Source organism: Roseateles chitinivorans (assembly GCF_050632145.1).
Lineage (GTDB): Bacteria > Pseudomonadota > Gammaproteobacteria > Burkholderiales > Burkholderiaceae_C > Roseateles > Roseateles chitinivorans_B.
Genome location: NZ_CP192577.1, coordinates 1 through 23122, shown reverse-complemented (window position 1 = coordinate 23122; position 23122 = coordinate 1). Strand labels below are relative to the sequence as shown.

At 68.3% G+C, this 23122-nt stretch carries 16 protein-coding genes and 3 pseudogenes; 13 read left to right on the top strand and 6 right to left on the bottom strand.

Annotated features, from left to right (window positions below):
- Nucleotides 1-10: 10 nt before the first annotated feature.
- Together ACQ86G_RS00095 and ACQ86G_RS00090 are read right to left on the bottom strand one after the other, a co-directional pair.
- Entirely contained in the window at nucleotides 11-766 is a 756-nt protein-coding gene (locus ACQ86G_RS00095) for a pseudouridine synthase (RefSeq protein ID WP_431258764.1), read from the bottom strand.
- Nucleotides 767-1101: 335 nt separating this feature from the next.
- Nucleotides 1102-1436: pseudogene (locus ACQ86G_RS00090) on the bottom strand (YchJ family protein).
- Nucleotides 1437-1632: 196 nt separating this feature from the next.
- Here ACQ86G_RS00090 and ACQ86G_RS00085 point away from each other — a divergent pair.
- The 3 genes and pseudogenes from ACQ86G_RS00085 (at nucleotide 1633) to ACQ86G_RS00075 (ending at nucleotide 5681) form a co-directional block, all read left to right on the top strand.
- Nucleotides 1633-4064: pseudogene (locus ACQ86G_RS00085) on the top strand (UvrD-helicase domain-containing protein).
- Between the two features lie 139 nt (nucleotides 4065-4203).
- Nucleotides 4204-4521, top strand: coding sequence for a helix-turn-helix transcriptional regulator (locus ACQ86G_RS00080; protein ID WP_088408724.1), 318 nt, complete (start codon nucleotides 4204-4206; stop codon nucleotides 4519-4521).
- Nucleotides 4518-5681 carry a HipA domain-containing protein gene (locus ACQ86G_RS00075; RefSeq protein ID WP_431258763.1) on the top strand — a complete coding sequence of 388 codons (1164 nt, stop codon included), beginning with the start codon at nucleotides 4518-4520 and terminating at the stop codon, nucleotides 5679-5681. The genes ACQ86G_RS00080 and ACQ86G_RS00075 overlap by 4 nt, the downstream gene beginning before the upstream one ends.
- 75 nt (nucleotides 5682-5756) lie before the next feature.
- Here ACQ86G_RS00075 and ACQ86G_RS00070 read toward each other — a convergent pair whose 3' ends face one another.
- The 4 genes from ACQ86G_RS00070 to ACQ86G_RS00055 form a co-directional block, all read right to left on the bottom strand.
- Nucleotides 5757-7973, bottom strand: coding sequence for a PhoX family protein (locus ACQ86G_RS00070; protein ID WP_431258762.1), 2217 nt, complete (start codon nucleotides 7971-7973; stop codon nucleotides 5757-5759).
- 262 nt (nucleotides 7974-8235) lie between these two features.
- On the bottom strand, nucleotides 8236-9081 hold the full coding sequence (locus tag ACQ86G_RS00065) for a BPSS1780 family membrane protein (RefSeq protein ID WP_431258761.1): 846 nt from the start codon (nucleotides 9079-9081) through the stop codon (nucleotides 8236-8238).
- Nucleotides 9078-10061 carry a homoserine kinase gene (locus ACQ86G_RS00060; protein ID WP_431258760.1) on the bottom strand — a complete coding sequence of 328 codons (984 nt, stop codon included), beginning with the start codon at nucleotides 10059-10061 and terminating at the stop codon, nucleotides 9078-9080. Before ACQ86G_RS00060 ends, ACQ86G_RS00065 begins: the two co-directional genes overlap by 4 nt.
- 54 nt (nucleotides 10062-10115) lie before the next feature.
- Complete coding sequence (locus ACQ86G_RS00055) at nucleotides 10116-10466, bottom strand: hypothetical protein (protein ID WP_431258759.1); 351 nt, start codon at nucleotides 10464-10466, stop codon at nucleotides 10116-10118.
- A 114-nt stretch (nucleotides 10467-10580) separates the two neighbouring features.
- On the opposite strand from ACQ86G_RS00055, the gene polA reads away from it, so the two are divergent.
- From polA to ACQ86G_RS00005, 10 genes and pseudogenes are all read left to right on the top strand, one after another.
- Nucleotides 10581-13358: a DNA polymerase I gene (polA, locus tag ACQ86G_RS00050; RefSeq protein ID WP_431258758.1), complete on the top strand. Its 2778-nt coding sequence runs from the start codon at nucleotides 10581-10583 to the stop codon at nucleotides 13356-13358.
- 233 nt (nucleotides 13359-13591) lie between these two features.
- Nucleotides 13592-14860, top strand: a complete 1269-nt coding sequence (locus tag ACQ86G_RS00045; RefSeq protein WP_431258757.1) for a lipoprotein-releasing ABC transporter permease subunit — start codon at nucleotides 13592-13594, stop codon at nucleotides 14858-14860.
- Nucleotides 14853-15587, top strand: coding sequence for an ABC transporter ATP-binding protein (locus ACQ86G_RS00040; RefSeq protein ID WP_431258756.1), 735 nt, complete (start codon nucleotides 14853-14855; stop codon nucleotides 15585-15587). Before ACQ86G_RS00045 ends, ACQ86G_RS00040 begins: the two co-directional genes overlap by 8 nt.
- A 36-nt stretch (nucleotides 15588-15623) precedes the next feature.
- Nucleotides 15624-16514, top strand: coding sequence for a formyltetrahydrofolate deformylase (purU, locus tag ACQ86G_RS00035; protein WP_088408715.1), 891 nt, complete (start codon nucleotides 15624-15626; stop codon nucleotides 16512-16514).
- 42 nt (nucleotides 16515-16556) lie between these two features.
- The gene (locus ACQ86G_RS00030; RefSeq protein WP_431258755.1) at nucleotides 16557-17390 is read left to right on the top strand and encodes a TatD family hydrolase; all 834 of its coding nucleotides are present in this window, start codon (nucleotides 16557-16559) and stop codon (nucleotides 17388-17390) included.
- Between the two features lie 36 nt (nucleotides 17391-17426).
- Nucleotides 17427-17918, top strand: coding sequence for a DNA-deoxyinosine glycosylase (locus ACQ86G_RS00025; protein ID WP_431261537.1), 492 nt, complete (start codon nucleotides 17427-17429; stop codon nucleotides 17916-17918).
- A gap of 25 nt (nucleotides 17919-17943) precedes the next feature.
- Nucleotides 17944-18792 (top strand): spermidine synthase, encoded by an 849-nt coding sequence (locus tag ACQ86G_RS00020; RefSeq protein ID WP_431258754.1) that lies wholly within the window; start codon nucleotides 17944-17946, stop codon nucleotides 18790-18792.
- A 2-nt stretch (nucleotides 18793-18794) separates the two neighbouring features.
- On the top strand, nucleotides 18795-20681 hold the full coding sequence (locus ACQ86G_RS00015) for a GspE/PulE family protein (protein ID WP_431258753.1): 1887 nt from the start codon (nucleotides 18795-18797) through the stop codon (nucleotides 20679-20681).
- Nucleotides 20682-20893: 212 nt separating this feature from the next.
- Complete coding sequence (locus ACQ86G_RS00010; protein ID WP_431258752.1) at nucleotides 20894-21361, top strand: tripartite tricarboxylate transporter TctB family protein; 468 nt, start codon at nucleotides 20894-20896, stop codon at nucleotides 21359-21361.
- Between the two features lie 10 nt (nucleotides 21362-21371).
- Nucleotides 21372-22879: pseudogene (locus ACQ86G_RS00005) on the top strand (tripartite tricarboxylate transporter permease).
- The last annotated feature ends 243 nt before the right edge of the window (nucleotides 22880-23122 follow it).

The window sequence follows — 23122 nt, the reverse complement described above, 5'->3', positions numbered from 1 at the left end:
GGCCTCCGCCTCAGAGGAAGGGGGCCCACTCCGGTCCGGGCGGCGCGTCGAGTTCCAGCGCCGCGCCGGTGATCGGATGCGTCAACGTCAGCCGCTGCGCGTGCAGCCACAGGCGCTGCAGGCCGAAGTGCGCCGCGAGCGCGCGGTTGAGCGGCCCCTTGCCGTGGTTGGCGTCGCCGACGATCGGATGCGCGAGGTGCTTCAGATGCCGGCGGATCTGGTGGCGCCGTCCCTGCACCGGCTCGCACGCGAGCAGCGCGAGCCGCGTCGTCGGGAAGCGAGGATCGGTGCTGACCGGGACTTCATGCCGACGCAGGCAGGTCCACTCGGTCTGCGCGTCGAGATGCGGCTGGCCGGCGGACGGCAACTCCGGATCGCGGGCGAGCGGATGGTCGATGACGCCGGCATCGGCGGCGGGCCAGCCGCGCACCAGCGCCAGGTAGCGCTTGTGCGTGCGACGTTCCGCGAGGGCGACGCCGAGCAGGCTGGCGACCTCGGCGCTCAGCGCGAAGACGAGCACGCCCGACGTGCCGCGGTCCAGGCGATGCGCCGGCCAGACCGGCCGGCCGAGCTGATCGCGCAGGCGTTGCAGCGCGGCGTCTTCCTCGTGGGCATCGATCGCGGTGCGGTGCACCAGCAGCCCCGCGGGCTTGTCGATCACCGCCAGGTGCTCATCCAGGTGGCGCAGCGGCAGCGCTCGAAACAGGGCGGACGACGGCGACGGCGACGGCGAGCCTGTCGGTGCCCCATCGACGCGGGATGGCACGAAGGACAGGACGCAGGGATGGGGTGGGGCGGGAGATGTCATCGCTGAAGGGGACGGTGTGCGCACGCCTGGAGCGCTTTTTGCCCTCTTTTCCCCGTTTGGGGGAGGGGCCAGTCACAGGGTGGTTCGCCAAAATCCTGTCATGCCGACTGCGCATCATCGCAGCAGGCCTTCAGCGCCATCGATCGTCGATGGCGGGACCCTCGATCCGCACCGCCGTCGCCAGCAGGAGTTCGCCATGCCCCAGGAGTTTCACATCGGTCACCGGTCCTTCCTGGTCCGGCTCGTCACGGCCTTGGGTGGCGTCGTGCGGCGCACGCCGGCCGTGCGGCTGGTCAGTCGATCTGGCCGTCCACGTACAGCCACGCCCCGCGCTCCCGCACGAAACGGCTGACCTCGCGCATGCGGTGCGCGCGCCCGCCGACCTTGCTGCGCGCGATGAATTCCACCGTCTCGTGGTCCGCGTCCTGGCGCGTGTGCCGACGCACCTCGAGGCCCAGCCACTTCAGGTCCTGCTCCCCCGATCGAGCGACGCCGGACGGGTGCTCGGATGCCAGGTCGCGAGCAGATACTCGATCAGGTCCATCGTGTAGGCCGTGTACCGCGAGCGCATCAAGGCCTGCGCGTCCGCTGCGATGAGCGCGCCGGTCTCGGCGAAGGCGCGGTGCAAGGCGCCGCAGCACGAGGTGTACGAGCGGCCCGTGCCGCAGGGGCACTGACTTCCCTCTGAGCCGGCGGCCGTCGCCTGCTTGGCCGCACCGTTCGTCGCGCTGTGGGCCGCGCGGTTGGCCCCGCTGTTCGCCGCAGTCTTGGATTTTTCTGTCTTCATGAAGGCGGCATGATGCCAGTCTCTCTAGAATGGCTGGATGAATTCCCAGGATTTTGGCGACGAGCGCCCGACCCCGCCGCAAGAGGACCTGTTCACGCCGCGCGCGCCGCGCGGTCTGCTGGACAACCTCAACCCCGAGCAGCACGCCGCGGTGACGCTGGGCCAGGAACCCGCGCTGATCCTGGCCGGCGCCGGCTCCGGCAAGACGCGCGTGCTGACGACGCGCATCGCCTGGCTGATGAGCCAGGGCCATGCGACGCCGGCCTCGGTGCTGGCGGTGACCTTCACCAACAAGGCCGCCAAGGAGATGGTCACGCGCCTGTCCGCGATGCTGCCGGTGAACGTGCGCGGCATGTGGATCGGCACCTTCCACGGGCTGTGCAACCGCTTCCTGCGCGCGCACTGGAAACTGGCCGGCCTGCCGCAAGGTTTCCAGATCCTGGACTCGGGCGACACGCTCTCCGCCGTCAAGCGCGTCATCAAGGCGATGAAGCTCGACGAGGAACGCTTCGTCCCCAAGCAGGTCTCCTGGTACATCGCCGGCGCGAAAGAGGACGGCATGCGTCCCAAGGACATCGACCTGCGCGACGAGCAGACCCGCAAGCTGGTCGAGATCTACCAGGCCTACCAGGACCAGTGCGAGCGTGAGGGCGTCGTCGATTTCGCCGAGCTGATGCTGCGCTCGTTCGAGCTGATGCGCGACAACCAGGCGGTGCGCGAGCACTACCAGCGCCGCTTCCAGTACGTGCTGGTCGACGAGTTCCAGGACACCAACAAGCTGCAGTACGCCTGGCTGAAGATGTTCGCGCCGCCGGGGCGCGGTCAGGGCGTGTTCGCGGTCGGCGACGACGACCAGAGCATCTACGCCTTCCGCGGCGCGCGCGTGGGCAACATGGCCGACTTCGAGCGCGAGTACCGCGTGCGCCAGGTCGTGAAGCTGGAACAGAACTACCGCAGCTTCGGCAACATCCTGGACGCGGCCAACGCGCTGATCAGCAACAACAGCCACCGGCTGGGCAAGAACCTGCGCACCGAGGCCGGCCCGGGCGAGCCCGTGCGCGTGCACGAGGCCAGCAGCGACTTCGCCGAGGCGCAATGGCTGCTCGAGGAGGCGCAGGCGCTGCACCGCCAGGGGTGGAGCGCAAGGAGATCGCGGTGCTCTACCGGAGCAACGCGCAATCGCGGGTGATCGAGTCGGCGCTGTTCAATGCCGGCATCCCGTACCGCGTGTACGGCGGCCTGCGCTTCTTCGAGCGCGCCGAGGTGAAGCACGCGCTGGCCTACCTGCGCCTGATCGAGAACCCCAACGACGACACCAGCTTCCTGCGCGTCGTCAACTTCCCGGCGCGCGGCATCGGCGCGCGCACCGTCGAGCAGCTGCAGGACGCGGCACGGCCGAGCGGGCGCTCGCTGGTGCAGAGCATCGGCGCGGTCGGGGGGCGGGGCGGGGCGAGCCTGGCGGGCTTCGTCGGCCTGGTCGACGCGATGCGCGAGGCCACGGCCGGACTGACGCTGCGCGAGATCATCGAGCACATCATCGAGCACTCCGGCCTGACCGCGTTCTATCGCGCCGAGAAGGAAGGCGAGGACCGGCTGGAGAACCTGAGCGAACTGGTCAACGCCGCCGAGGCCTTCGTGACGCAGGAGGGCTTCGGCAAGGACGCGGTGGCGCTGCCGGTGGACGAGCACTCGCCCGGCGCGATCGCGGCGGGGCTGCCGGCGGCGGTCGCGCCGGCCGCGCCGGCCACACCGGATGCGGAGACCGGCGAGATCATGTCGCCGCTGGCCGCCTTCCTGACGCATGCGTCGCTGGAGGCCGGCGACAACCAGGCGCAGGCCGGCCAGGACGCGATCCAGCTGATGACGGTGCACTCGGCCAAGGGCCTGGAGTTCGACGCGGTGTTCATCACCGGCATGGAAGAGGGCCTGTTCCCGCATGAGAACTCGCTGTCCGACTCGGACGGCCTGGAGGAGGAACGCCGGCTGATGTACGTCGCGATCACGCGCGCGCGCCAGCGGCTGTACATCAGCTTCTGCCAGACGCGGATGCTGCATGGCCAGACCCGCTACAACATCAAGAGCCGCTTCATGGAGGAGCTCCCCGAGGAGACCTTGAAATGGCTGACGCCGCGCAACCAGGGCTTCGGCTCGGGCTTCGCGAAGGACTACCAGCAGGCGTGGCAGCGCGGCTCGGGGCTGAAGTCGATGGTCGGCGCGGGCCGCGTCGATCCGTCGGCGTTCCCGCAGGCGCCGGTGCCCAAGGCGATGAAGCAGTCGGCCGCCGAGAAGACCGGCAACGAGCACGGCGGCCTGCGCGTCGGCAAGGGCGTGTTCCACAACAAGTTCGGCGAGGGCGTGCTGCTCACGCTGGAGGGCAGCGGACCGGATGCGCGCGCGCAGGTGAACTTCGGCCGGCACGGCACGAAGTGGCTGGCGCTCAGCGTCGCCAAGCTGACCCCGATCGACTGAGCGGATATCGTACGGAGCACGCCGCGAGGCGTGCCTCCAGGCGCAGAATGGGCGGTGAGCGATAAAGATTCCAGCAAACAGGAATCACGATTGCCCGGGAGGGAGATCCGACGATGACGTCTTTGATCCTGGAATCTCCATGCGCACTGTTGTACCGATCGATCCGCCCGACGACCCGATGGTCGAGGATGCCCTGGCGCTGGGCGCCGCTGTCCGCGCCGCCCGGACCACCGCGCGGCTGCCGCTGGTCGAGGCCGCCGAGGCGCTGGGCATGTCGCGCCAGACGCTGATCAACATCGAGACGGGCCAGGGCGGCGTGAGCCTGTCCACCGTGCTCAAGGCGGCGAGGGCGCTCGGCGTGAGCCTCTTCGCCGTGCCGTCGCAGCAGCGGGAGGTCGTCCGGCGCGCGATCCGCACCGCGCGCGACTCGAAGTTCTCCGACCTGGACGATGCATGAACGGTGTGGAGGTCTGGCTCGACGAGCATGAAGTCGGCTGGTTGAAGCCGGCGGACGTCGTGCCCGCGACAACGGGCGCACGGCGCCGGTTGTCGTTGGCTTATCTCGAACGATGGACCTCGGAAGTGCTGGCATTTCCGCTGGCGCCGTCGCTGCCGATGCCGCCGCGCGGCGGACCGGGCAGCGAGTCCGCGACGGACGCGGTGCTCGCCTTCTTCGACCACCTGCTGCCCGCCGACGAGGCCCGACGGCGGATCTTCGCGGCGCTGGGGCTGGCGCCCGACGACAGCTACGGCGCCTTGCGCCTGATGGGCCGGGACCTGCCCGGCGCCGTGAGGTTGATCGCGGACGGACTTCAACGTCCGGCGGGTCCGGTGCAACGGGCGATCCCACGCGATGAACTCTCGGAGCGCATTCGCCACCGCGATGAGCGGCCCTTCGCGGTGTGGGAGGGCCAGGTGCGGGGCGCACTCGGCGGTGCCCGGGACCAGCTCGGCCTCTATGTCGAACGCGATGGGGGCTGGTACTTCGTCGACGGACCGCAGATGGCCTCGACGCATGTGCTGAAGCCCGCGCCCGACGCGGATGGGCCGGACGATGCGCTCTTCAACGAGTTCTTCTGCATGCGGCTCGCCGCGCGCGTGGGGTTGGACGTGGCGCCCGTGCAGTGGCAGCGCGTGCCGGAGCTGGTGCTCGTGGTCGAGCGCGTCGATCGGCAGCGGCTCGAGGACGGCCGCGTGCGTCGCCTGCACGCGATCAACGCCTGCCAGGCGCTCGGCGTGCCGCCGTCCGATCAGGACGAGGTGACGTTCGCGCAGCTCTTCTCGCTGCTGGCGCACAGCCCCACGCCGCTGGTCGACAGCCGTGCGCTGCTGCGTTGGACGATGTTCCGCCAGCTCATCGGCTGCGAAGGCACGGGCGGGACGGACCTGTCCTTCTTCGTCGATCACGGCGGGCTGCGCGTGGCGCCGGCGCATGGCTTCACGCTCGGAGACGGGCAGGCCCGGGCGTTCGATGCGCAGGCATGGGCGGGCTTCGCTCGCGACTGCGACATCGCGCCGCGCAGCATCACGCTGGAATTGAAACGCCTGTGCGAGCTGGTGCGCGCACAGGCGGAGGGGTGGCTCGTGAGCTCGCGGGCGAGGTGTCGCAGCCCGTGATCGAGCGTGTGCTCGGACGCCTCCTGGGCGAGAGCGACCGCCAGGCCGCGCTCGCTTCGGAGATCGCCCGCTAGATCAGATGCCGATCTCGCCGCCGTCCTTGCGGGTGATCACCACGGTCGCCGAACGCGGGCGCTTCTTCACCGTCGGGTCGGCCTGGTTGGCCGGCCAGTAGCTGCCGAAGGTCTTCGCGTTCCAGTCCGGCGTCGATTCCTCGCCCGGGTGCTGCACGTTGAAGAACAGCGTCTTGTAGTCAGGCGTCATCGCGATGCCGGTGATCTCGCATTCCTTCGGGCCGACCAGGAAGCGGCGCAGGGTGTCCGACGTCGCCTTGGCGCCCGCACGGGTCTGCGTGCCGCCTGCGGCGTTCGCGACGCCGCCGTCGCCGACCTTGCCCGGCAGCGCCGCCAGCATCATGCAGTTGGTGATGTCGGTGTAGGCGCCGTCATCGGTCTGGATCCACAGCATGCCGCGCTTGTCGAAGTACAGGCCGTCCGGGCTCGAGAAGTCGTTGCTGTCGGCCAGCGCCGACAGGTTCACGTCCGCCGCCGCATCGGCCTGGGCACCGAACAGGTAGACGTCCCAGGTCAGCTTGGTGACGTCGGTCGCGTCTTCCTTCCAGCGGATGATGTGGCCGTTGGGGTTGCCCTTCTGCGAGGTCGTGCCCTTCAGGTCCTCGTAGTAGCGCGGGTTCGCGGCGTCCGGCCTGGCCTGGCGACCCGTCGGCGTGGCCGTGGGCGCCACGCGGTTCGCGTCGTTGTTGTTGGTCAAGGTCATGTAGACCTCGCCATTGGTCGGGTGCACCGCGCCCCACTCGGGACGGTCCATCTTCGTGGCGCCGAGGATGTCGCCCGCGATGCGCGCATTGATCACGACGTCGCCCTGATCGGTGAAGGCATAGGTCGTGTTGCTGGCGGTCAGCCCGTTCGCGCCGAAGGTCAGCGGCATCCAGTTGCCGGTGCCGTCCGCATTGAACCTGGCCACGTACAGCGTGCCTTCGTCCAGGTACTTCGCGCCGGCCGCCATGCCCTTGCCGACGTCGGCCGCATCCCAGTTGGCCTTGGAGACGAACTTGTAGATGTACTCGTTGCGCGAGTCGTCGCCCATGTAGATGACGATCGGCTTGCCGGCGACCGCCTCGGCGGGCCAGGCGCCCTCATGGTTGAAGCGGCCCAGCGCGGTGCGCTTGGCCGGGACCGAGTCCGTCACGAACGGATCGATCTCGACCACCCAGCCGAAGGTGTTGATCGTGTTGCGGTAGTCGGCGGTCGCGGCGGCACCGGTCACCGACGAGTTCCAGCGGGCGTACAGGTCGGCGCTGCCGGCCGTTTCCCAGAGGTAGGGGCTCTTGCGGTTCTGCGGCAGGCCGTAGCGGTTGAGGCTGGCCACGTCCTTGGCGCTGCGTTGCGCGTCGTCGCCCGCGGCACGGCTGATCACGTTGAGGTAGTTCTCCTCGCAGGTCAGGTAGGTGCCCCACGGGGTATAGCCGTTGGCGCAGTTGTTGTTGGTGCCGCGGGTCTGCACGGCGGTCGGGCTGAACGAGGTCTGCAGCTGGACGTTGCCCTTGGCCGGACCGGTGAAGTCCATCGTCGTGGCCGAGGTCACGCGGCGGTTGTACTTCGAGCCGCGCACCATGCTCATGCCGGTGCCCGTGGTGTCACGCTTGACTTCGCAGATGGAGACGCCGTGGGCGTAGATCTCCTTCTCGACCTCGGTGGCGTTGCGCGCGGCGCCGGTGGCGCGGCCGGCCGGGTGCAGGGCGTAGGGCGCGACGACGTACTCGTGGTTGACGGCCAGCAGGCCGCGGTCCGAGCGCTTGGCGTCGAACGCGCCGGCGTCGCTCATGCCGAACCAGTACATGCCGTCATGGCCGTCGCCGATGCGGCGGTTGTACGAGTCGGCCGTTTCCGAACCGTCGTCCTTCCAGGACTCTTCGCCGAACTGCAGCGGGTCGCCCAGCGCGTGCAGGATGCTGACGTTGTAGCCGTCGGCCACGGTCACCAGGTCGTTCTTGTTCTTGGCTACGGCGTTGAAGCCGATCTTCAGCGGTGCGGGCGTCGGTGCCGGCGCGGGGGCCGGGGCGTCGTCGCTGCTGCCGCAGGCACTCAGGATCGAGCCGCCGAGCAGCGCGGAGGCCGCCGTGGTGATGCCGCCCTTGAGGGCGACGCGCCGCGACAGGCGCGCGGCGAGGATGTCTTCGAAATGCGGGTTGGCGGACGGATTGACCACCGCGTCCTCGTCGTACTCGTTGATGCTGTCTTGGCTGGCAACGATGTCGTGCTGCTTGCTCATTCGTGAAGGCTCCGCTGCAATGGAAAGGCGGGCGGATTCTGCGAAGGGCAAGTGACGGCGCCGTGAAAAAGCCGTTAGCAAATCCTTCGCGGCCTGTCGGTGCGAATGGCGAAGCAAATGCCGGGGAAGCGACGGGCCGTCGCAGGGGCAAGACCTGTCACCGGCTTTGGGGTGACGGGAGACGGTGGACTTGATCGTGCCCGAGGGGCGGACAGGTGTCCGACCGACGTCAGATCGGCATCAAACCTGCATCAAACCGGCATCAAACCGGGGTGATCGGCGTCTCCGGGAGGTCCTTCGGCGCGCCGAACATGAAGCAGTCGATGAAGGTGAAGTACAGCGAGCAGTAGAACGCCGTCGTCAGGATCATCGCCAGCGGCACGAGCAGGAAGGGCAGGAGGTTGGCCAGGCCCAGCAGCATGCCGACGATGGTCAGCGCCATCGTCGCGCCGAAGGTCAGGCCGACCCAGACGAGCCCGGACAAGGCGAACGCACCCTTGTTGCGCCACACGCCCAGCGTGCTGGAGAACAGCGCCTGCATCACGCCCTGACCGCCCCAATGGATCAGCGCCGGCGCGTGCCAGAACGGGATCGAGATCAGGCCGGTCAGCAGCAGGCGCAGGCCGATGCCGGTGGTCAGCGACGGATCGGCGATCGTGGCCTCGATCGCCTTCGGATCGGGCTTGCCGGTCCCGGCGCCGCCGGCCGCGGCCACCTGCTCGACCGCGCGCACCAGGGCGCCGCCGTCCAGCCAATGGGCCAGGAACATCACGGCGATCGTGCTGAGCGCGTAGAGCAGGCCGAGGATCAACTGGTCGCGGCGGCGCTCCTTGGTCAGCTGCAGCGGCTGCGCGAAGACCGCGGCCGTCGGCGTGTGCGACTGCAGGACCTGGTGCGAGGCCAGCATGAAGGACAGCGACACCAGCGGCAGCGCCGCCAGCACCACGAGCTGCCCCAGCAGCGGCACCAGCTGCAGCAGCGACGAGACCAGCAGGAAGACGGCGAACAGGCCGATCAGCGCGATCGGCTTGCGCCGCAGCACCTTCAGCCCGTGGCGCACCCAGAGCAGGCCGTTGCGCGGCGGGACCGTTTGCAGGTGCAGGATCATGGCAGGGACTCCAGCGCATGCCAGGGCCTGGCGATGCGCTCGCGCAGGACGCGCTCGAAATGGGTGGGGTCGTGAGGCTTGAGGAGGCTGGCCTCGCGCGGCAGGTGGAAGTCCCACAGCCGGGAGATCCAGAAGCGCAGCGCCGCCGCGCGCAGCAGCCCGGGCAGCAGGCGGTGCTCGGCCCCGGTCAGCGGGCGCACCGACTCGTAGGCCTTGACGAAGGCACCGGCGCGCTGCTCGTCGAGACGGCCGCTGTCCAGGTCGATGCACCAGTCGTTCAGGCAGACGCACAGGTCGAACAGCAAGCTGTCGACGCCGGCGAAGTAGAAGTCGAAGAAACCGCTGAGCCGCTCGCGACCGGGCAGGCCGTCGAACATCACGTTGTCGCGGAACAGGTCCGCATGGACCGGGCCGCGCGGCAGCGCCGCGGCGCCGGCGGCAAGCTGTTCCTGGAAGACCAGTTCGGCGCTCAGCAGTTCGGCCTGGTCGGGCGTCACGTGCGGCAGCACGACGGGCACCGTGTCACGCCACCAGGGCAGGCCGCGGAGGTTGTCCTGGTGCAGCGGGAAATCCTGGCCGGCCAGGTGCATCCGGGCGAGGCCGGCACCGACCTGCTCGCAATGGAAGACGTCCGGGGCCAGTTGATGGCCACCGAGCAGCTTGTCCACGACCGCCGCCGGCTTGCCGGCCACGGTGTGCAGGATGCGGTCCTGCGCGTCGGGCTGCGGCGCGGGCACCGGCACGCCCTTGCGCGCGAGGTGGCGCATGAGCTCCAGGTAGAACGGCAGCTGTTCGAAGCTCAGGCGCTCGAAGATCGTCAGCACGTAGTCGTGCTGCTGGCCGTCGCGCGTCGTGGTGACGAAGTAGTTGGTGTTCTCGATGCCGGCAGTGATCCCCTTGAGCGATTGCAGTTCGCCCAGGCTCAGCGTGTCCAGCAGCGCTTGCGCCTGCTCGGTCGAGACGTCGGTGAATACGGCCATGAAAAGGAAAGGGAACGGACCGGAGGCCGACCGGAACGGATCGGCCCACCCGGGTCAGAAATTGAAGAGGCGCCAGACCCGCGCGCCCGCGTTGCCGCGGTCGTCGCCCTGGCGGGTGGGGATGTCACGGCCGGTGTCGCCGAGCAGGATCTCGTACTCGGGCGCCTTGCTGTCCTTGTTCTTGACCACGACCTTTTGGGTCAGGCCCCGCACCCGCGTCTCCTCGATCCGGACCTTGTCGTCCTCGCTGACGAGCTGTTCGATCTTCACCTCGGGCACGTCGCGGAACTTCAGCGGCTCGGCGGGGATGGGCGCCGGGGTCGGTGTCGATGCACCGGCGGCGTGGGCCTGGAACGCGAGGGCGGCCAGGACGGCCAGCAGCGGGGCGAGGCGGGTGGTTTTCATGGTGATGTCGATTCTAAGCCGGGCCCCAGGAAAACCCCGTCCCCCCGGGCGAGTGCCGGTTGAAGGCCCGGCCTCCTGACAGGCGGGGTGCCGCGCGCCTGCAACAATGCCGGGATGAGCAAACCTCTGATGCTGCTGGTCGACGGATCCAGCTACCTCTATCGCGCATTCCACGCCATGCCCGACCTGCGCGGTCCCGGCGGGCAGCCCACCGGCGCCATCCATGGCATGGTGGCCATGCTGAAGAAGTTGCGCGACGACTACGGCGCCGAGCATGCCGCCTGCGTCTTCGACGCCTCCGGCCCGACCTTCCGCGACGAGTGGTATCCCGAGTACAAGGCCCAGCGCGCCCCGATGCCGGACGCGCTGCGCGAGCAGATCGACCCGATCCACGAGGTGGTGAAGCTGCTGGGCTGGCCGGTGCTGACGGTGCCCGGCGTCGAGGCCGACGACTGCATCGGGACGTTGTCGCGGGTGGCGGCGCAGGCGGGGCACCAGGTGGTGATCTCGACCGGCGACAAGGACCTGGCGCAGCTGGTGACGCCGGACGTCTCGCTGATCAACACGATGAGCAACGAGAAGCTGGACGAGGCCGGCGTGCTGGCCAAGTTCGGCGTCCCGCCGGACCGCATCATCGACTACCTGACCCTGATGGGCGACACCGTCGACAACGTGCCCGGCGTCGAGAAGGTCGGCCCGAAGACCGCGGCCAAGTGGATCGGCGAGCACGGCTCGCTGGACGGCGTGATCGCCAATGCGGGCCAGATCAAGGGCGTGGCCGGCGAGAACCTGCGCAAGGCGCTGGACTGGCTGCCGATGGGTCGCAAGCTGGTGACGGTCAAGGTCGACTGCGACCTGTGCACGCATGTCACGGGCTGGCCGGCGCTGGAGGCGCTGGCCTTCAACCCGGTCGACGAGGCCGGACTGCTCGACTTCTACACGCGCAACGGCTTCAAGACCTGGAAACGCGACCTGGAAGGAAAGCTCGGCGGCGACGCGCCCAAGCGCACCAAGCCGGAAGCCGACGTCGGCGCGGCGGGCGCGACCGATCCGCATGCGCAGGCCCAACCCCCGGCGATCCCCGTCGACAAGCGTTACGAGACCATCCTGGACATGTCCCGGCTCGATGCCTGGGTCGAGCAGCTGAACGCCGCGGAACTGTCCGCCTTCGACACCGAGACCGATTCGCTGGATCCGATGCAGGCGCGGATCGTCGGCATCAGCTTCAGCGTGAAGCCGGGCGAGGCCGCCTACATCCCGATCCGTCATGACGGCCCGGACGCGCCCGAGCAGCTGCCGATGGACGAGGTGCTCGCGAAGCTGAAGCCCTGGCTCGAGGATCCGCTGAAGAAGAAGGTCGCGCAGAACGTCAAGTACGACACCCACGTGCTGGCCAACCACGGCATCGCGGTCCAGGGCACGGCCTTCGACACGATGCTGGAGAGCTACGTGCTGGAGGCGCATCGCGGCCACGGCCTGGAAGCGCTGGCCGATCGCGTGCTGGGCCGCAAGGGCCTGAGCTACGAGGACCTGTGCGGCAAGGGCGCGCACCAGATCCCGTTCGCGCAGGTGGAAGTGGCGAAGGCGTCGGAGTATTCCTGCGAGGACTCCGAGATGTGCCTGCACGTGCACCAGACGCTGATGCCGCGCCTGGAGGCGGACGCCGGCCTGAAGTTCATCTACGAACAGATCGAGATGCCGGTGTCCGCGCTGCTGGCGCGCATCGAGCGCACCGGCGTGCTGATCGACGCGGGCCGGCTGCAGGCGCAGAGCGCCGACCTCGGCCAGCGCATGGTGGCGGCGGAGCAGGCGGCCTATGAGATCGCGGGACAGCCGTTCAACATCGGCTCGCCCAAGCAGATCGGCGAGATCCTGTTCAACCGGCTCGGCCTGCCGGTGGTGAAGCGCACCGCGACCGGCGCGCCGTCGACGGACGAGGAAGTGCTGGAGAAGCTGTCGGCGGACTTCCCGCTGCCGGCCAAGATCCTGGAGTACCGCTCGCTGGCCAAGCTCAAGAGCACCTACACCGACAAGCTGCCGTTGATGGTCAATGCCACGACCGGGCGCGTCCACACGACCTACTCGCAGGCGGTGGCGGTCACGGGGCGGCTGTCCAGCAACGAACCCAACCTGCAGAACATCCCCATCCGCACGGCGGAGGGCCGGCGCGTGCGCGAGGCCTTCATCGCGCCGGCGGGGCATCACATCGTGTCGGCGGACTATTCGCAGATCGAGCTGCGGATCATGGCGCACATGAGCGAGGACCCGGGCCTGCTGAAGGCGTTCCAGGAAGGGCAGGACGTGCACCGCGCGACGGCGGCCGAGGTGTTCGGTGCCGCGCTGGACGCGGTCACGCCGGAGCAACGTCGTTACGCCAAGACGATCAACTTCGGATTGATCTACGGCATGGGCGCGTTCGGGCTGGCGCAGTCGCTGGGCATCGAGCAGAAGGCGGCGAAGGACTACATCGATCGCTACTTCACGCGCTTCGCCGGTGTGCGCAGCTACATGGACGACACGAAGCAGTTCGCCCAAGAGAAGGGCTACGTGCAGACGGTGTTTGGGCGTCGTCTGTGGCTTCCTGAGATCAGGGGCGGCAACGGCCCTCGAAAGGCCGCTGCTGAGCGTCAAGCGATCAATGCGCCGATGCAGGGCACGGCGGCCGACCTGATCAAGCTGGCGATGCTCGCGGTGCAGCAGGCGCTGGACGAGCAGGGCAAGAAGACGAAGGTCGTCATGCAGGTGCATGACGAACTGGTCTTCGAGGTGCCGGACGAGGAACTCGACTGGGTGAAGGCCGAGATCCCGACGCTGATGGCCGGCGTTGCCGCGCTCAAGGTGCCGCTGCTGGCGGAAGTCGGTGTCGGCGCCAACTGGGACGAGGCCCACTGACGGACGGCTCGCTGCATCGCGGACACCGGGGCGGGCCCCAGGCCGCTGTCGCATCGAGCCTTCCAAAAACTGACTTGGGCGCCGTCTGTTCGAGCAGAGCGAACCGCAGGTGAGCGGAGCGAGTTGGCGCCCGAGCGAGATGCGACAGCGGCCTGGGGCCCGCCCTGGTGTCCGTTGCTCATCAGCCAGCCCTAAGCGGCGAGAGCAGGGCGAGCGGTTAGCATCCACCCCCTATGAATTGGCCCTATGAGTTGCAGATCGGCTGGCGTTACACGCGAGCCGGGCGTGGAGGGCGCCGCAACCGCTTCATCTCCTTCATCTCCGGCGTGTCGATGTTCGGCATCGCGCTGGGCGTCGCCGCGTTGATCATCGTGCTGTCGGTGATGAACGGCTTCCAGAAGGAGGTCCGTGAGCGGATGCTGTCCGTCATTGCGCATGTGGAGCTGCTGAACGACACGGGCGAGGGCCTGCCCGACTGGCGCGCCGTGGCGGACCAGGCGAAGAAGAATCCCGAGGTCGCCGCCGCAGCGCCGTTCGTGTCGGGCCAGGCGCTGATCGCGCGGGGCTCGGACATGCGGGGCACGATCGTGCGGGGTATCGATCCGGCGCTGGAGCCGACGGTGACGCCGATCGCCGAGAAACTCGCGAAGGACGGTCTGCTGGAGCGCCTGCAGCCGGGCCAATGGAACATCATCCTGGGCGTCGAGCTGGCGCGCCAGCTGGGCGTGCAGCGCGGTGACAAGATCACGCTGGCGATCCCGTCGGGGCAGGTGACGCCGCTGGGCGTCCAGCCGACGCTGCGCCAGTTCACGCTGGTCGGCGTCTTCGAAGCCGGCCACTACGAGTACGACAGCGGTCTGGCGCTGATCCACGTGGGCGATGCCGCCCGGTTGTTCCGTACCGGCACGCCGAGCGGCGTGCAGCTGAAGCTGCGCGACGTGCAACTGGCCCGCCAGGTCGGCGCGCAGCTGCAGCGCGACCTGCTGCAGGCGGGACAGGCGATCTATGTCCGCGACTGGACCCGCACCAACGCCAACTGGTACGACGCGGTCCAGGTCGAGAAGCGGATGATGGGCATCATCCTGACGCTGATCGTCGCGGTCGCCGCATTCAACCTGGTGTCGACGCTGGTGATGACCGTCACCGACAAGCAGGCCGACATCGCGATCCTGCGCACGCTCGGCGCCAGCCCGCGCTCGATCATGGGGATCTTCATGATCCAGGGCGCGCTCGCCGGCGTGATCGGCACGCTGGGCGGCCTCGGACTGGGGCTGGTCGTCGCGCACAACCTCGACGTGATCGTCCCCGCCATCGAGAAGCTGCTGCACACCACCTTCCTGCCGGCCAGCATCTACGTCATCAGCCACATGCCGAGCGATCCGCAGTGGTCCGACATCGTGCCCATCACCGTGACCTCGCTGATCCTGGCGTTCGTCGCGACGGTCTATCCGAGCTGGCGCGCCAGCCGCGTCCAGCCCGCGGAGGCGCTGCGCTATGAATGACGTCAAGAAGAACGCCTCGCCGACGGGCGCGCGCATTCCCGCCGGACAGGTGGTGCTGCAAGGGCAGGGCCTCGGCAAGCGCTTCGTCGAAGGGCCGCTGGACGTGCAGGTCTTCCACAACCTCGACGTCACGGTGAAGGCCGGCGAGACGCTGGCGGTGCTGGGCGCCTCGGGCTCGGGCAAGAGCACGCTGCTGCATCTGCTCGGCGGGCTGGACAAGCCGTCCGCCGGACGCGTCGAACTCATGGGGCGCGACCTCGGCGTGCTCGGCGAGAAGGCCCGCGGCGACTGGCGCAACCAGCACCTCGGGTTCATCTACCAGTTCCACCATCTGCTGCCGGAGTTCAGCGCGCTGGACAACGTCGCGATGCCGCTGCGCATCCGCCGCATGCCGCAGGAGCAGGCGCGCGAGCAGGCCGCGAAGGTGCTGACGCGCGTGGGTCTCGGCCCGCGCGTGCTGCACCGTCCGGGCGAGCTGTCCGGCGGCGAGCGCCAGCGCGTGGCGATCGCCCGCGCGCTGGTCACCGGCCCGGCCTGCGTGCTGGCCGACGAGCCGACCGGCAACCTCGACCGCTCGACGGCCGCCACGGTCTTCGAACTGATGCTGGAGATGGCCCGCGAGCTGGGCACCGCCTTCGTCATGGTCACGCACGACCAGGACCTGGCGGCGCGCTGCGAACATCAGCGCCGGCTGGTCGCCGGCGCCTTGCAGCCGCTGGCGGCCTGAACAGCCGCTGAGCGCTCGATTACGATGCGGGTCATCATGACCGCATCGAAGCCTTCCTCGGAATCCCCGTCCACCCGCTTCATCCTGAAGCTCAGCTGTCCCGACCAGGCCGGCATCGTCCATGCCGTGACCGGCGTCCTGCTGGAGCAGGGCGCCAACATCCTGACCTCGGCCCAGCACGGCGATGCCGATCACCGGCGCTTCTTCATGCGCATCGAGTTCGAATGCGCCGAAGCCCGCCCGGCGGCCGCGTTGCGCGAGGCCTTCGCGCCGTTGGCCGCCCGGCTGTCCATGGATTGGGAACTGGTCGACGCGCAGCGCAAGACGCGCGTGCTGCTGCTGGTGTCCAAGCTCGGACATTGCCTGAACGACCTGCTGTTCCGCGTGCAGACCGGGCATCTGGCGATCGAGATCCCGGCGATCGTGTCCAACCACCGCGATTTCTATCAGCTGGCCGCGTCGCATGACATCCCGTTCCATCACCTGCCGCTGCTGCAGGCGAGCGATGAGCAGAAGCAGGCGCAGGAGCGCAAGATCCGCGAACTGATCGAGGAACAGCAGATCGACCTCGTCGTGCTGGCGCGCTACATGCAGATCCTGTCGCCGGAGCTGTGCCGCTTCCTGGAAGGGCGGGCGATCAACATCCATCACAGCTTCCTGCCCAGTTTCAAGGGCGCCCGCCCGTACCACCAGGCGCATGAGCGCGGGGTCAAGCTGATCGGCGCGACCGCGCACTACGTGACCTCCGACCTCGACGAGGGGCCGATCGTGGAGCAGGACGTCGCCCGCATCGACCACTCGATGACGCCCGACCAGCTCGTGGCGATCGGTCGCGACGTCGAGTGCGTGACGCTCGCCCGTGCGATCCAGTGGCATGCCGAGCATCGCGTGCTGCTCAACGGCCACCGCACGGTCGTGTTCCGCTGAGCGCCGCCTCGGTCGTTCCGCTTCCACCCTCCCTGGGTCGTCATGTGGACTGACACGCACTGCCATCTCGACGCCTCGGAGTTCGACGCCGACCGCGACGCCGTCGTCGCGCGCGCCTTGGCGGCAGGGGTGTCGCAGGTCGTGATTCCGGCAGTCGTCGCGGGGAACTTCGACCGGGCGAGGGCGCTGGCCCATGCGCATGGCTTCAGCTATGCGCTGGGCATCCATCCGCTGTACGTCATGCACGCGCGCGACGAGGACCTCGGCCGCCTCGACCGGATGCTGGCCGAGTGCCGCGACGATCCGCGCCTCGTCGGCATCGGCGAGATCGGCCTGGACTTCTTCGTCAAGGACCTCGACGCGGCCACGCAGCAGCACTTCTATGTGGAGCAGCTCAAGCTTGCGAAACGGCATGGGCTGCCGGTGATCCTCCACGTACGCCGCAGCGCGGACCAGTTGCTCGGCGGTCTCCGTCGCATCGGTCTGCAGACCGGCGGCATCGGCCATGCGTTCAACGGCAGTCGGCAGCAGGCCGACGCGTTCCTCGAGCTCGGCTTCAAGCTCGGCTTCGGCGGCACGCTGACCTTCGAGCGTTCGCTGCAGATCCGTCGCCTCGCCGTGGAGCTGCCGGCCGAGGCGCTGGTCCTCGAGACCGACGCGCCGGACATTCCCCCGCATTGGCTGTACCGGACCGCCGAGGAGCGCGCCGCGGGCGCCCGCTCGCGCAACGAGCCGGGCGAACTGCCGCGCATCGGCGAGATCCTCGCCGGACTGCGCGGCTGGACGGTTCAGGAGACGGCCGCGATCACCGGTCGCAATGCGCGCGCCGCGCTGCCGCGTTTGGGCGCGCTGGACGCTCCGGCCGTGCATGGGTGATCCGCTCGACCCACCCGGACCGCGCGAGCCCGCCCGCTGGCAGGGGCTCCCCCTGTCCATGCGCCGGATGCGCAATGGCTGCTGCTGGGCAGCTTCCCCGGTGTCGCCTCGTTGCAGGCGCAGCAGTACTACGGCCACCCGCGCAACCAGTTCTGGCGGCTGGTCGGCGAGGTCTTCGGTGTCGATCTGGTCGCGATGGCCTACCCCGAGCGTCTTGCCGCGTTGCGGGCCCACCGCGTGGCCGTGTGGGACGTGATCACCGAGACCGAACGCGAAGGCAGCCTCGACAGCGCGATCCGCAACCCTTTCGCCAGCGACCTCGGACGCCTGATCCAGCAGTTGCCGGCGCTGCGCACGATCGGTTTCAACGGCGGCACGGCCTTGCGTTTCGGACTGAAGCAGCTCGGACCTCTTGCAGCCCGTTACCAGGTGCTGGGGCTCCCCAGCTCCAGCCCTGCCTACACGATGCCCTACGATGACAAGCTTCGCGCCTGGCGACAGCTGACCGGGCGCTTGACCGACACATGACGAGACCGGGCTCCGCGGACCCGGCATGGGAACGACAGCCGTGAGCAAGCACCGGGATTCGAAGAAGGACAAGGGCGGCAGACAGGCCGAATGGGTCGAGGCGACCCTGAGCGAGTTCGACGGCGTGCGCTTCCTCCATCTCGACTCGATCTGGGTCCAGGGGGCGATGCGGCTCAAGAAGCCCGAGAAGCTCGAGCTGGAATACGTCCAGCGGATGATGGCCTGGATGCTGTGGCGCGATGTCCGCGAGATGACGCAAGGACAGGCGGTGCAGCTCGGCCTGGGGGCCGGCGCGCTGACGCGCTTCTGCCGCAAGCAGCTGAAGATGAAGACCACGGCGGTCGAGATCAATCCGACCGTCATCAATGCCAACCGGCACTGGTTCCACCTGCCCGACGACGACGAGCGGCTGCGCGTGGTCAACGAGGATGCCGGCGCCTGGGTCGCCGACGCCGCGAACTGGGGCAACGCGCAGGTGCTCAACGTCGACCTGTACGACCACGAGGCGGCGGCGCCGGTCCTCGACGACGAGGCCTTCTACGCCGACTGCCATCACGTGCTCGCCGACGGCGGGCTGATGACGGTCAACCTGTTCGGCCGCAGCGCCAGCTTCACGCGCAGCGCATCCCGGATCGCGAAGGTGTTCGGCTCCGACCAGGTCTGGCACCTGACGCCGACCCGCGAGGGCAACACCATCGTCGTCGCGGGGCGCGGCGTGGCCGTGCCGGAGCGCGAGGTGCTCGAGCAACGCGCCGCCCACATCGAAGCCCGCCATGATCTGCCGGCGACCAAGTGGCTCAAGCTGGTGCGGCCCCTGCCGATGAACGTGATCCATCAGCTCCACGCGGCCGCGGCCGTCGACACGGACGAGTGACCATGAAACCTAACACGTCGACGACTTCCAAGGACAAGGGCGGCGCACCCGCTCCCGCTCCCGCTACGAAGGCGGCCGGCCAGGCGACGGCGCCCGTGCCACCGGTGGCGCCCGCCAAGCCGAAGGCGGCCGAGACCGGCGGCGGCCGGCTCGATTGGCGCCAACTGCTGCATTGGCTTGCCGAGGACGGTGTCGTCGATCAGGAGCAGGTGCAGCGCACCGAGGCGCGCTTCGGCGCTGGCCACAGCGCGCAGCATCCCCTGATCCGGCTGGGCGCGGCCGGGCTGGTGAGGGTCGCCAATGGTCGCCCCCTGGACACCGAAGCGTTGACTGAATGGCTCGCGGGGCGCCTGAAGCTGCCCTATGTCCGCATCGATCCGCTGAAGGTCGACGTCGGCCGCGTCGCCGACGTGATGTCCGCCAGCTACGCGGAAGCGCGCCGCTGCCTGCCGATCCAGGTGGGACTGACCGAGGTGACCATTGCCGTCGCCGAGCCGCAGGACACCAGCTGGGTGCCGCAGATCGAATCGCACACGCGCAAGCGTGTGAAGCTCGTGCTGGCCAACCCGCAGGAGATCACGCGCTTCACGACCGAGTTCTTCACGCTGGCCCGTTCCGTGCGTGCGGCGACGAAGTCCGGCGAATCCAGCCAGCAGGCGAGCTTCGAGCAACTCGTCGAGCTGGGTCGGAGCAACCGGCAACTCGACGCCAACGACCAGGGGGTGGTGCAGGTCGTGGACTGGCTCTGGCAGTACGCCTTCGACCAGCGCGCCAGCGACATCCACCTGGAGCCGCGCCGCGAGATGGGCGTGATCCGCTTCCGCATCGACGGCGTGCTGCACACGGTCTACCAGTTGCCGCCGACGGTGATGGGCGCGATGACCGCGCGCATCAAGCTGCTCGGGCGCATGGACGTGGTCGAGAAGCGCCGTCCGCTCGACGGCCGCATCAAGACGCGCAATCCGGCCGGGGAAGAAGTGGAAATGCGTCTGTCGACGCTGCCCACCGCATTCGGCGAGAAGATGGTGATGCGGATCTTCGACCCCGACACCGCCGTCAAGGATCTCTCCCAGCTCGGTTTCTCGACCCACGACGCGGACCGCTGGAGCCGCCTGACCGCGCGTCCGCACGGCATCATCCTGGTGACCGGCCCGACCGGCAGCGGCAAGACGTCCACGCTCTACTCGACGCTGAAACGTCTGGCCACCGACGAGGTCAACGTCTGCACCGTCGAGGACCCGATCGAAATGATCGAGCCCGCCTTCAACCAGTCGCAGGTGCAGCCCGCCATCGACTTCAACTTCGCCGAGGGGCTGCGCGCGCTGATGCGGCAGGACCCGGACATCATCATGGTCGGCGAGATCCGCGACCTGGAGACCGCCGAGATGGCGATCCAGGCCTCGCTGACCGGCCATCTGGTGTTCTCGACGCTGCACACGAACGATTCGGCCTCCGCCATCACCCGGATGGTGGACCTGGGCGTGCCCAACTACCTGATCGACGCGACCGTGATCGGTGTGCTGGCGCAGCGGCTCGTGCGCACGCTGTGTCCGAACTGCAAGGAGCCGGATCCCGATGTCACGCGCGACTCACTCAACGAGATGCTCAAGCCGTGGCGCCTGAATGGCGGCGTCAAGCCCTACCGGCCGGTGGGATGTCTGGACTGCCGCAACACCGGCTTCCGTGGCCGCGCCGGGCTGTATGAACTGCTGTTGCTGACCGACAGCATCCGCAAGCATCTGCATCCGGTCACCGACATGACGGCGCTGCGCCGCCAGGCGGTGCAGGAAGGCCTCCGCCCCTTGCGCCTTGGCGGCGCGATGAAGGTGGCGGAAGGTCTCACGACGATGGATGAAGTGCTGCGCAGCATCCCCACCTGGGAGACCTGAGGGCGCCGGATCCATCCGCTTGCCGCCCCCCAGGCTCACGGGGGCGGGTAAGCCCGCGCAGACAACGCGCGAGCCCCGCGCCGTGCGGGCGCGTGAAGATCGCCATACGCCCCGTGCGATGAGCGGCGTCTCCCCTTACGTGATAACCACAGACCCCGAGAGGGACCCGATTCCTAGAATCGCGGCCATTCAAGCCGATAGAGGGTCCCTCCATGAAGATCAAGAGTCAACGCGACTTCTGGTCAGGGCTGATGTTCTTGGTCGTTGGCGCCGCGTTCGCGGCCGGCTCGATCATCAACTACAGCTTTGGCACGTCCGCCCGTCCCGGGCCTGGTTACTTCCCGTTCGGGCTGGGCGTCCTGCTCGCCATCATGGGAGCGGTGGTGGTGTTCAAGGCGCTCACCATCGAATCGGAAGGCGGTCAGCCCGTCGGCGCTTTCGCCTGGAAGCCGCTGCTGATCGTCGTCGGCGCGATCGTGATGTTCGGATTCGCGCTGCCGCGCCTGGGCATGATCATCACGTTGCCGCTGCTGATCACGATGTGCTCGTTCGCCAGCGACGAGTTCCGCTGGCGCGATGCGCTGCTCAGCAGCGTGGTCCTCACCGCGGGCAGCTACGCCATCTTCATCTGGGGTCTGAATCTCGTGATCCCCATCTGGCCGACCTTCCTGGGCGGTTGAGGAGTCACGCATGGATCTGATCAACAACCTGATGCTGGGGTTCGGCACGGCCTTCACGCCGGAGAACCTCCTGTACGCCTTCGGTGGCGCAGTGCTCGGCACCCTGATCGGCGTGCTGCCGGGTCTCGGCCCGGTCGCGACGATCGCGATGCTGCTGCCATCGATCTACTCGCTGGATGCAACGCCGGCGCTGATCATGCTCGCCGGCATCTATTACGGCGCGCAGTACGGCGGCTCGACGACGGCCATCCTGATCAACGTGCCTGGCGAGTCCTCGTCGGTCGTGACGGCGATCGACGGCTACCAGATGGCGCGCCAGGGGCGCGCCGGTCCGGCACTGGCTGCGGCGGGCCTGGGCTCGTTCTTCGCAGGCTGCGTGGGCACGGTCATCATCGCGGCCTTTGCGCCGCCTCTGACTGAACTGGCCTTCAAGTTCGGTCCCGCCGAGTACTTCTCGCTGATGGTGCTGGGCCTGATCGGCGCAGTGGTGCTGGCTTCCGGCTCGCTGATCAAGGCGATCTCGATGATCGTGCTGGGACTGCTGCTCGGGCAGATCAACACGGATGTGATCTCAGGGACGCCCCGTTTTTCCTTCGACGTGCCGGAGCTGACTGACGGCATCAACTTCGTCGTGATCGCCATGGGCGTCTTCGGCTTCGGCGAGATCATCGCGAACCTCGGCCAGCCGGCCGAGCATCGCGAGGTCTTCACCAAGAGCGTGAAGGGCCTGTGGCCGACCAAGCAGGACTTCCACGATGCGTGGCCGGCGGTGCTGCGCGGCACGGCGCTCGGTTCGGTGCTGGGCGTGCTGCCGGGCGGTGGCGCGCTGCTGGCCTCCTTCGCGGCCTACACGCTGGAGAAGAAGGTCTCCAAGACACCGGAGAAGTTCGGCAAGGGCGCCATCCAGGGGTGGCGGGTCCGGAATCGGCCAACAACGCCGGCGCTCAGACCTCGTTCATCCCGATGCTGACCTTGGGCATCCCGCCCAATGCCGTGATGGCGCTGATGGTGGGCGCGATGACGATCAAGGGCATCCAGCCTGGCCCCCAGGTCATGACGAGCAATCCGGAACTGTTCTGGGGGCTGATCGCGTCGATGTGGGTCGGCAACCTGATGCTGGTGATCCTGAACCTGCCGATGATCGGCATCTGGATCAAGCTGCTGACGGTGCCCTACCGCTTCCTGTTCCCGGCGATCGCCGTCTTCTGCTGCATCGGCACCTACACGCTGAACAACAACAACTTCGACGTGTACATGACGGCGGCGTTCGCGGTGATCGGTTATCTCTTCTACAAGCTGAGTTGCGAAGCGGCTCCGTTGCTGCTGGGCTTCATCCTGGGGCCGATGATGGAAGAGAACCTGCGTCGCGCCCTGTTGCTGTCGCGCGGCGACTGGACCACGTTCATGTCCCGGCCCCTGTCGGCGGGGCTGCTGATCGCCGCAGCGCTGATGGTGGTGGTCGTGATGTTGCCGTCCATCAAGAACAAGCGCGAAGAGGCATTCCAGGACGCGGACTGACGGACCGCCCCTCAATCCCTCATCGAAGACCCGCCTTGGCGGGTCTTTTTCTTGATGGGTCGGCCGCTCAATCCAAGACGAATCAATGGCTTGGCGATGACTCGTGCGAGATGCGGTCAACTGTCAACAACTTTCCTTTGCAGTTCTTGCGAACCGCTCCGACGCCGTGCTACAGTCGCTGTCTTCGCTGCACAGACAAATGTCTTGCGGCGGTCCTCGAAAGGAACTGTCGGGGATGTCAGG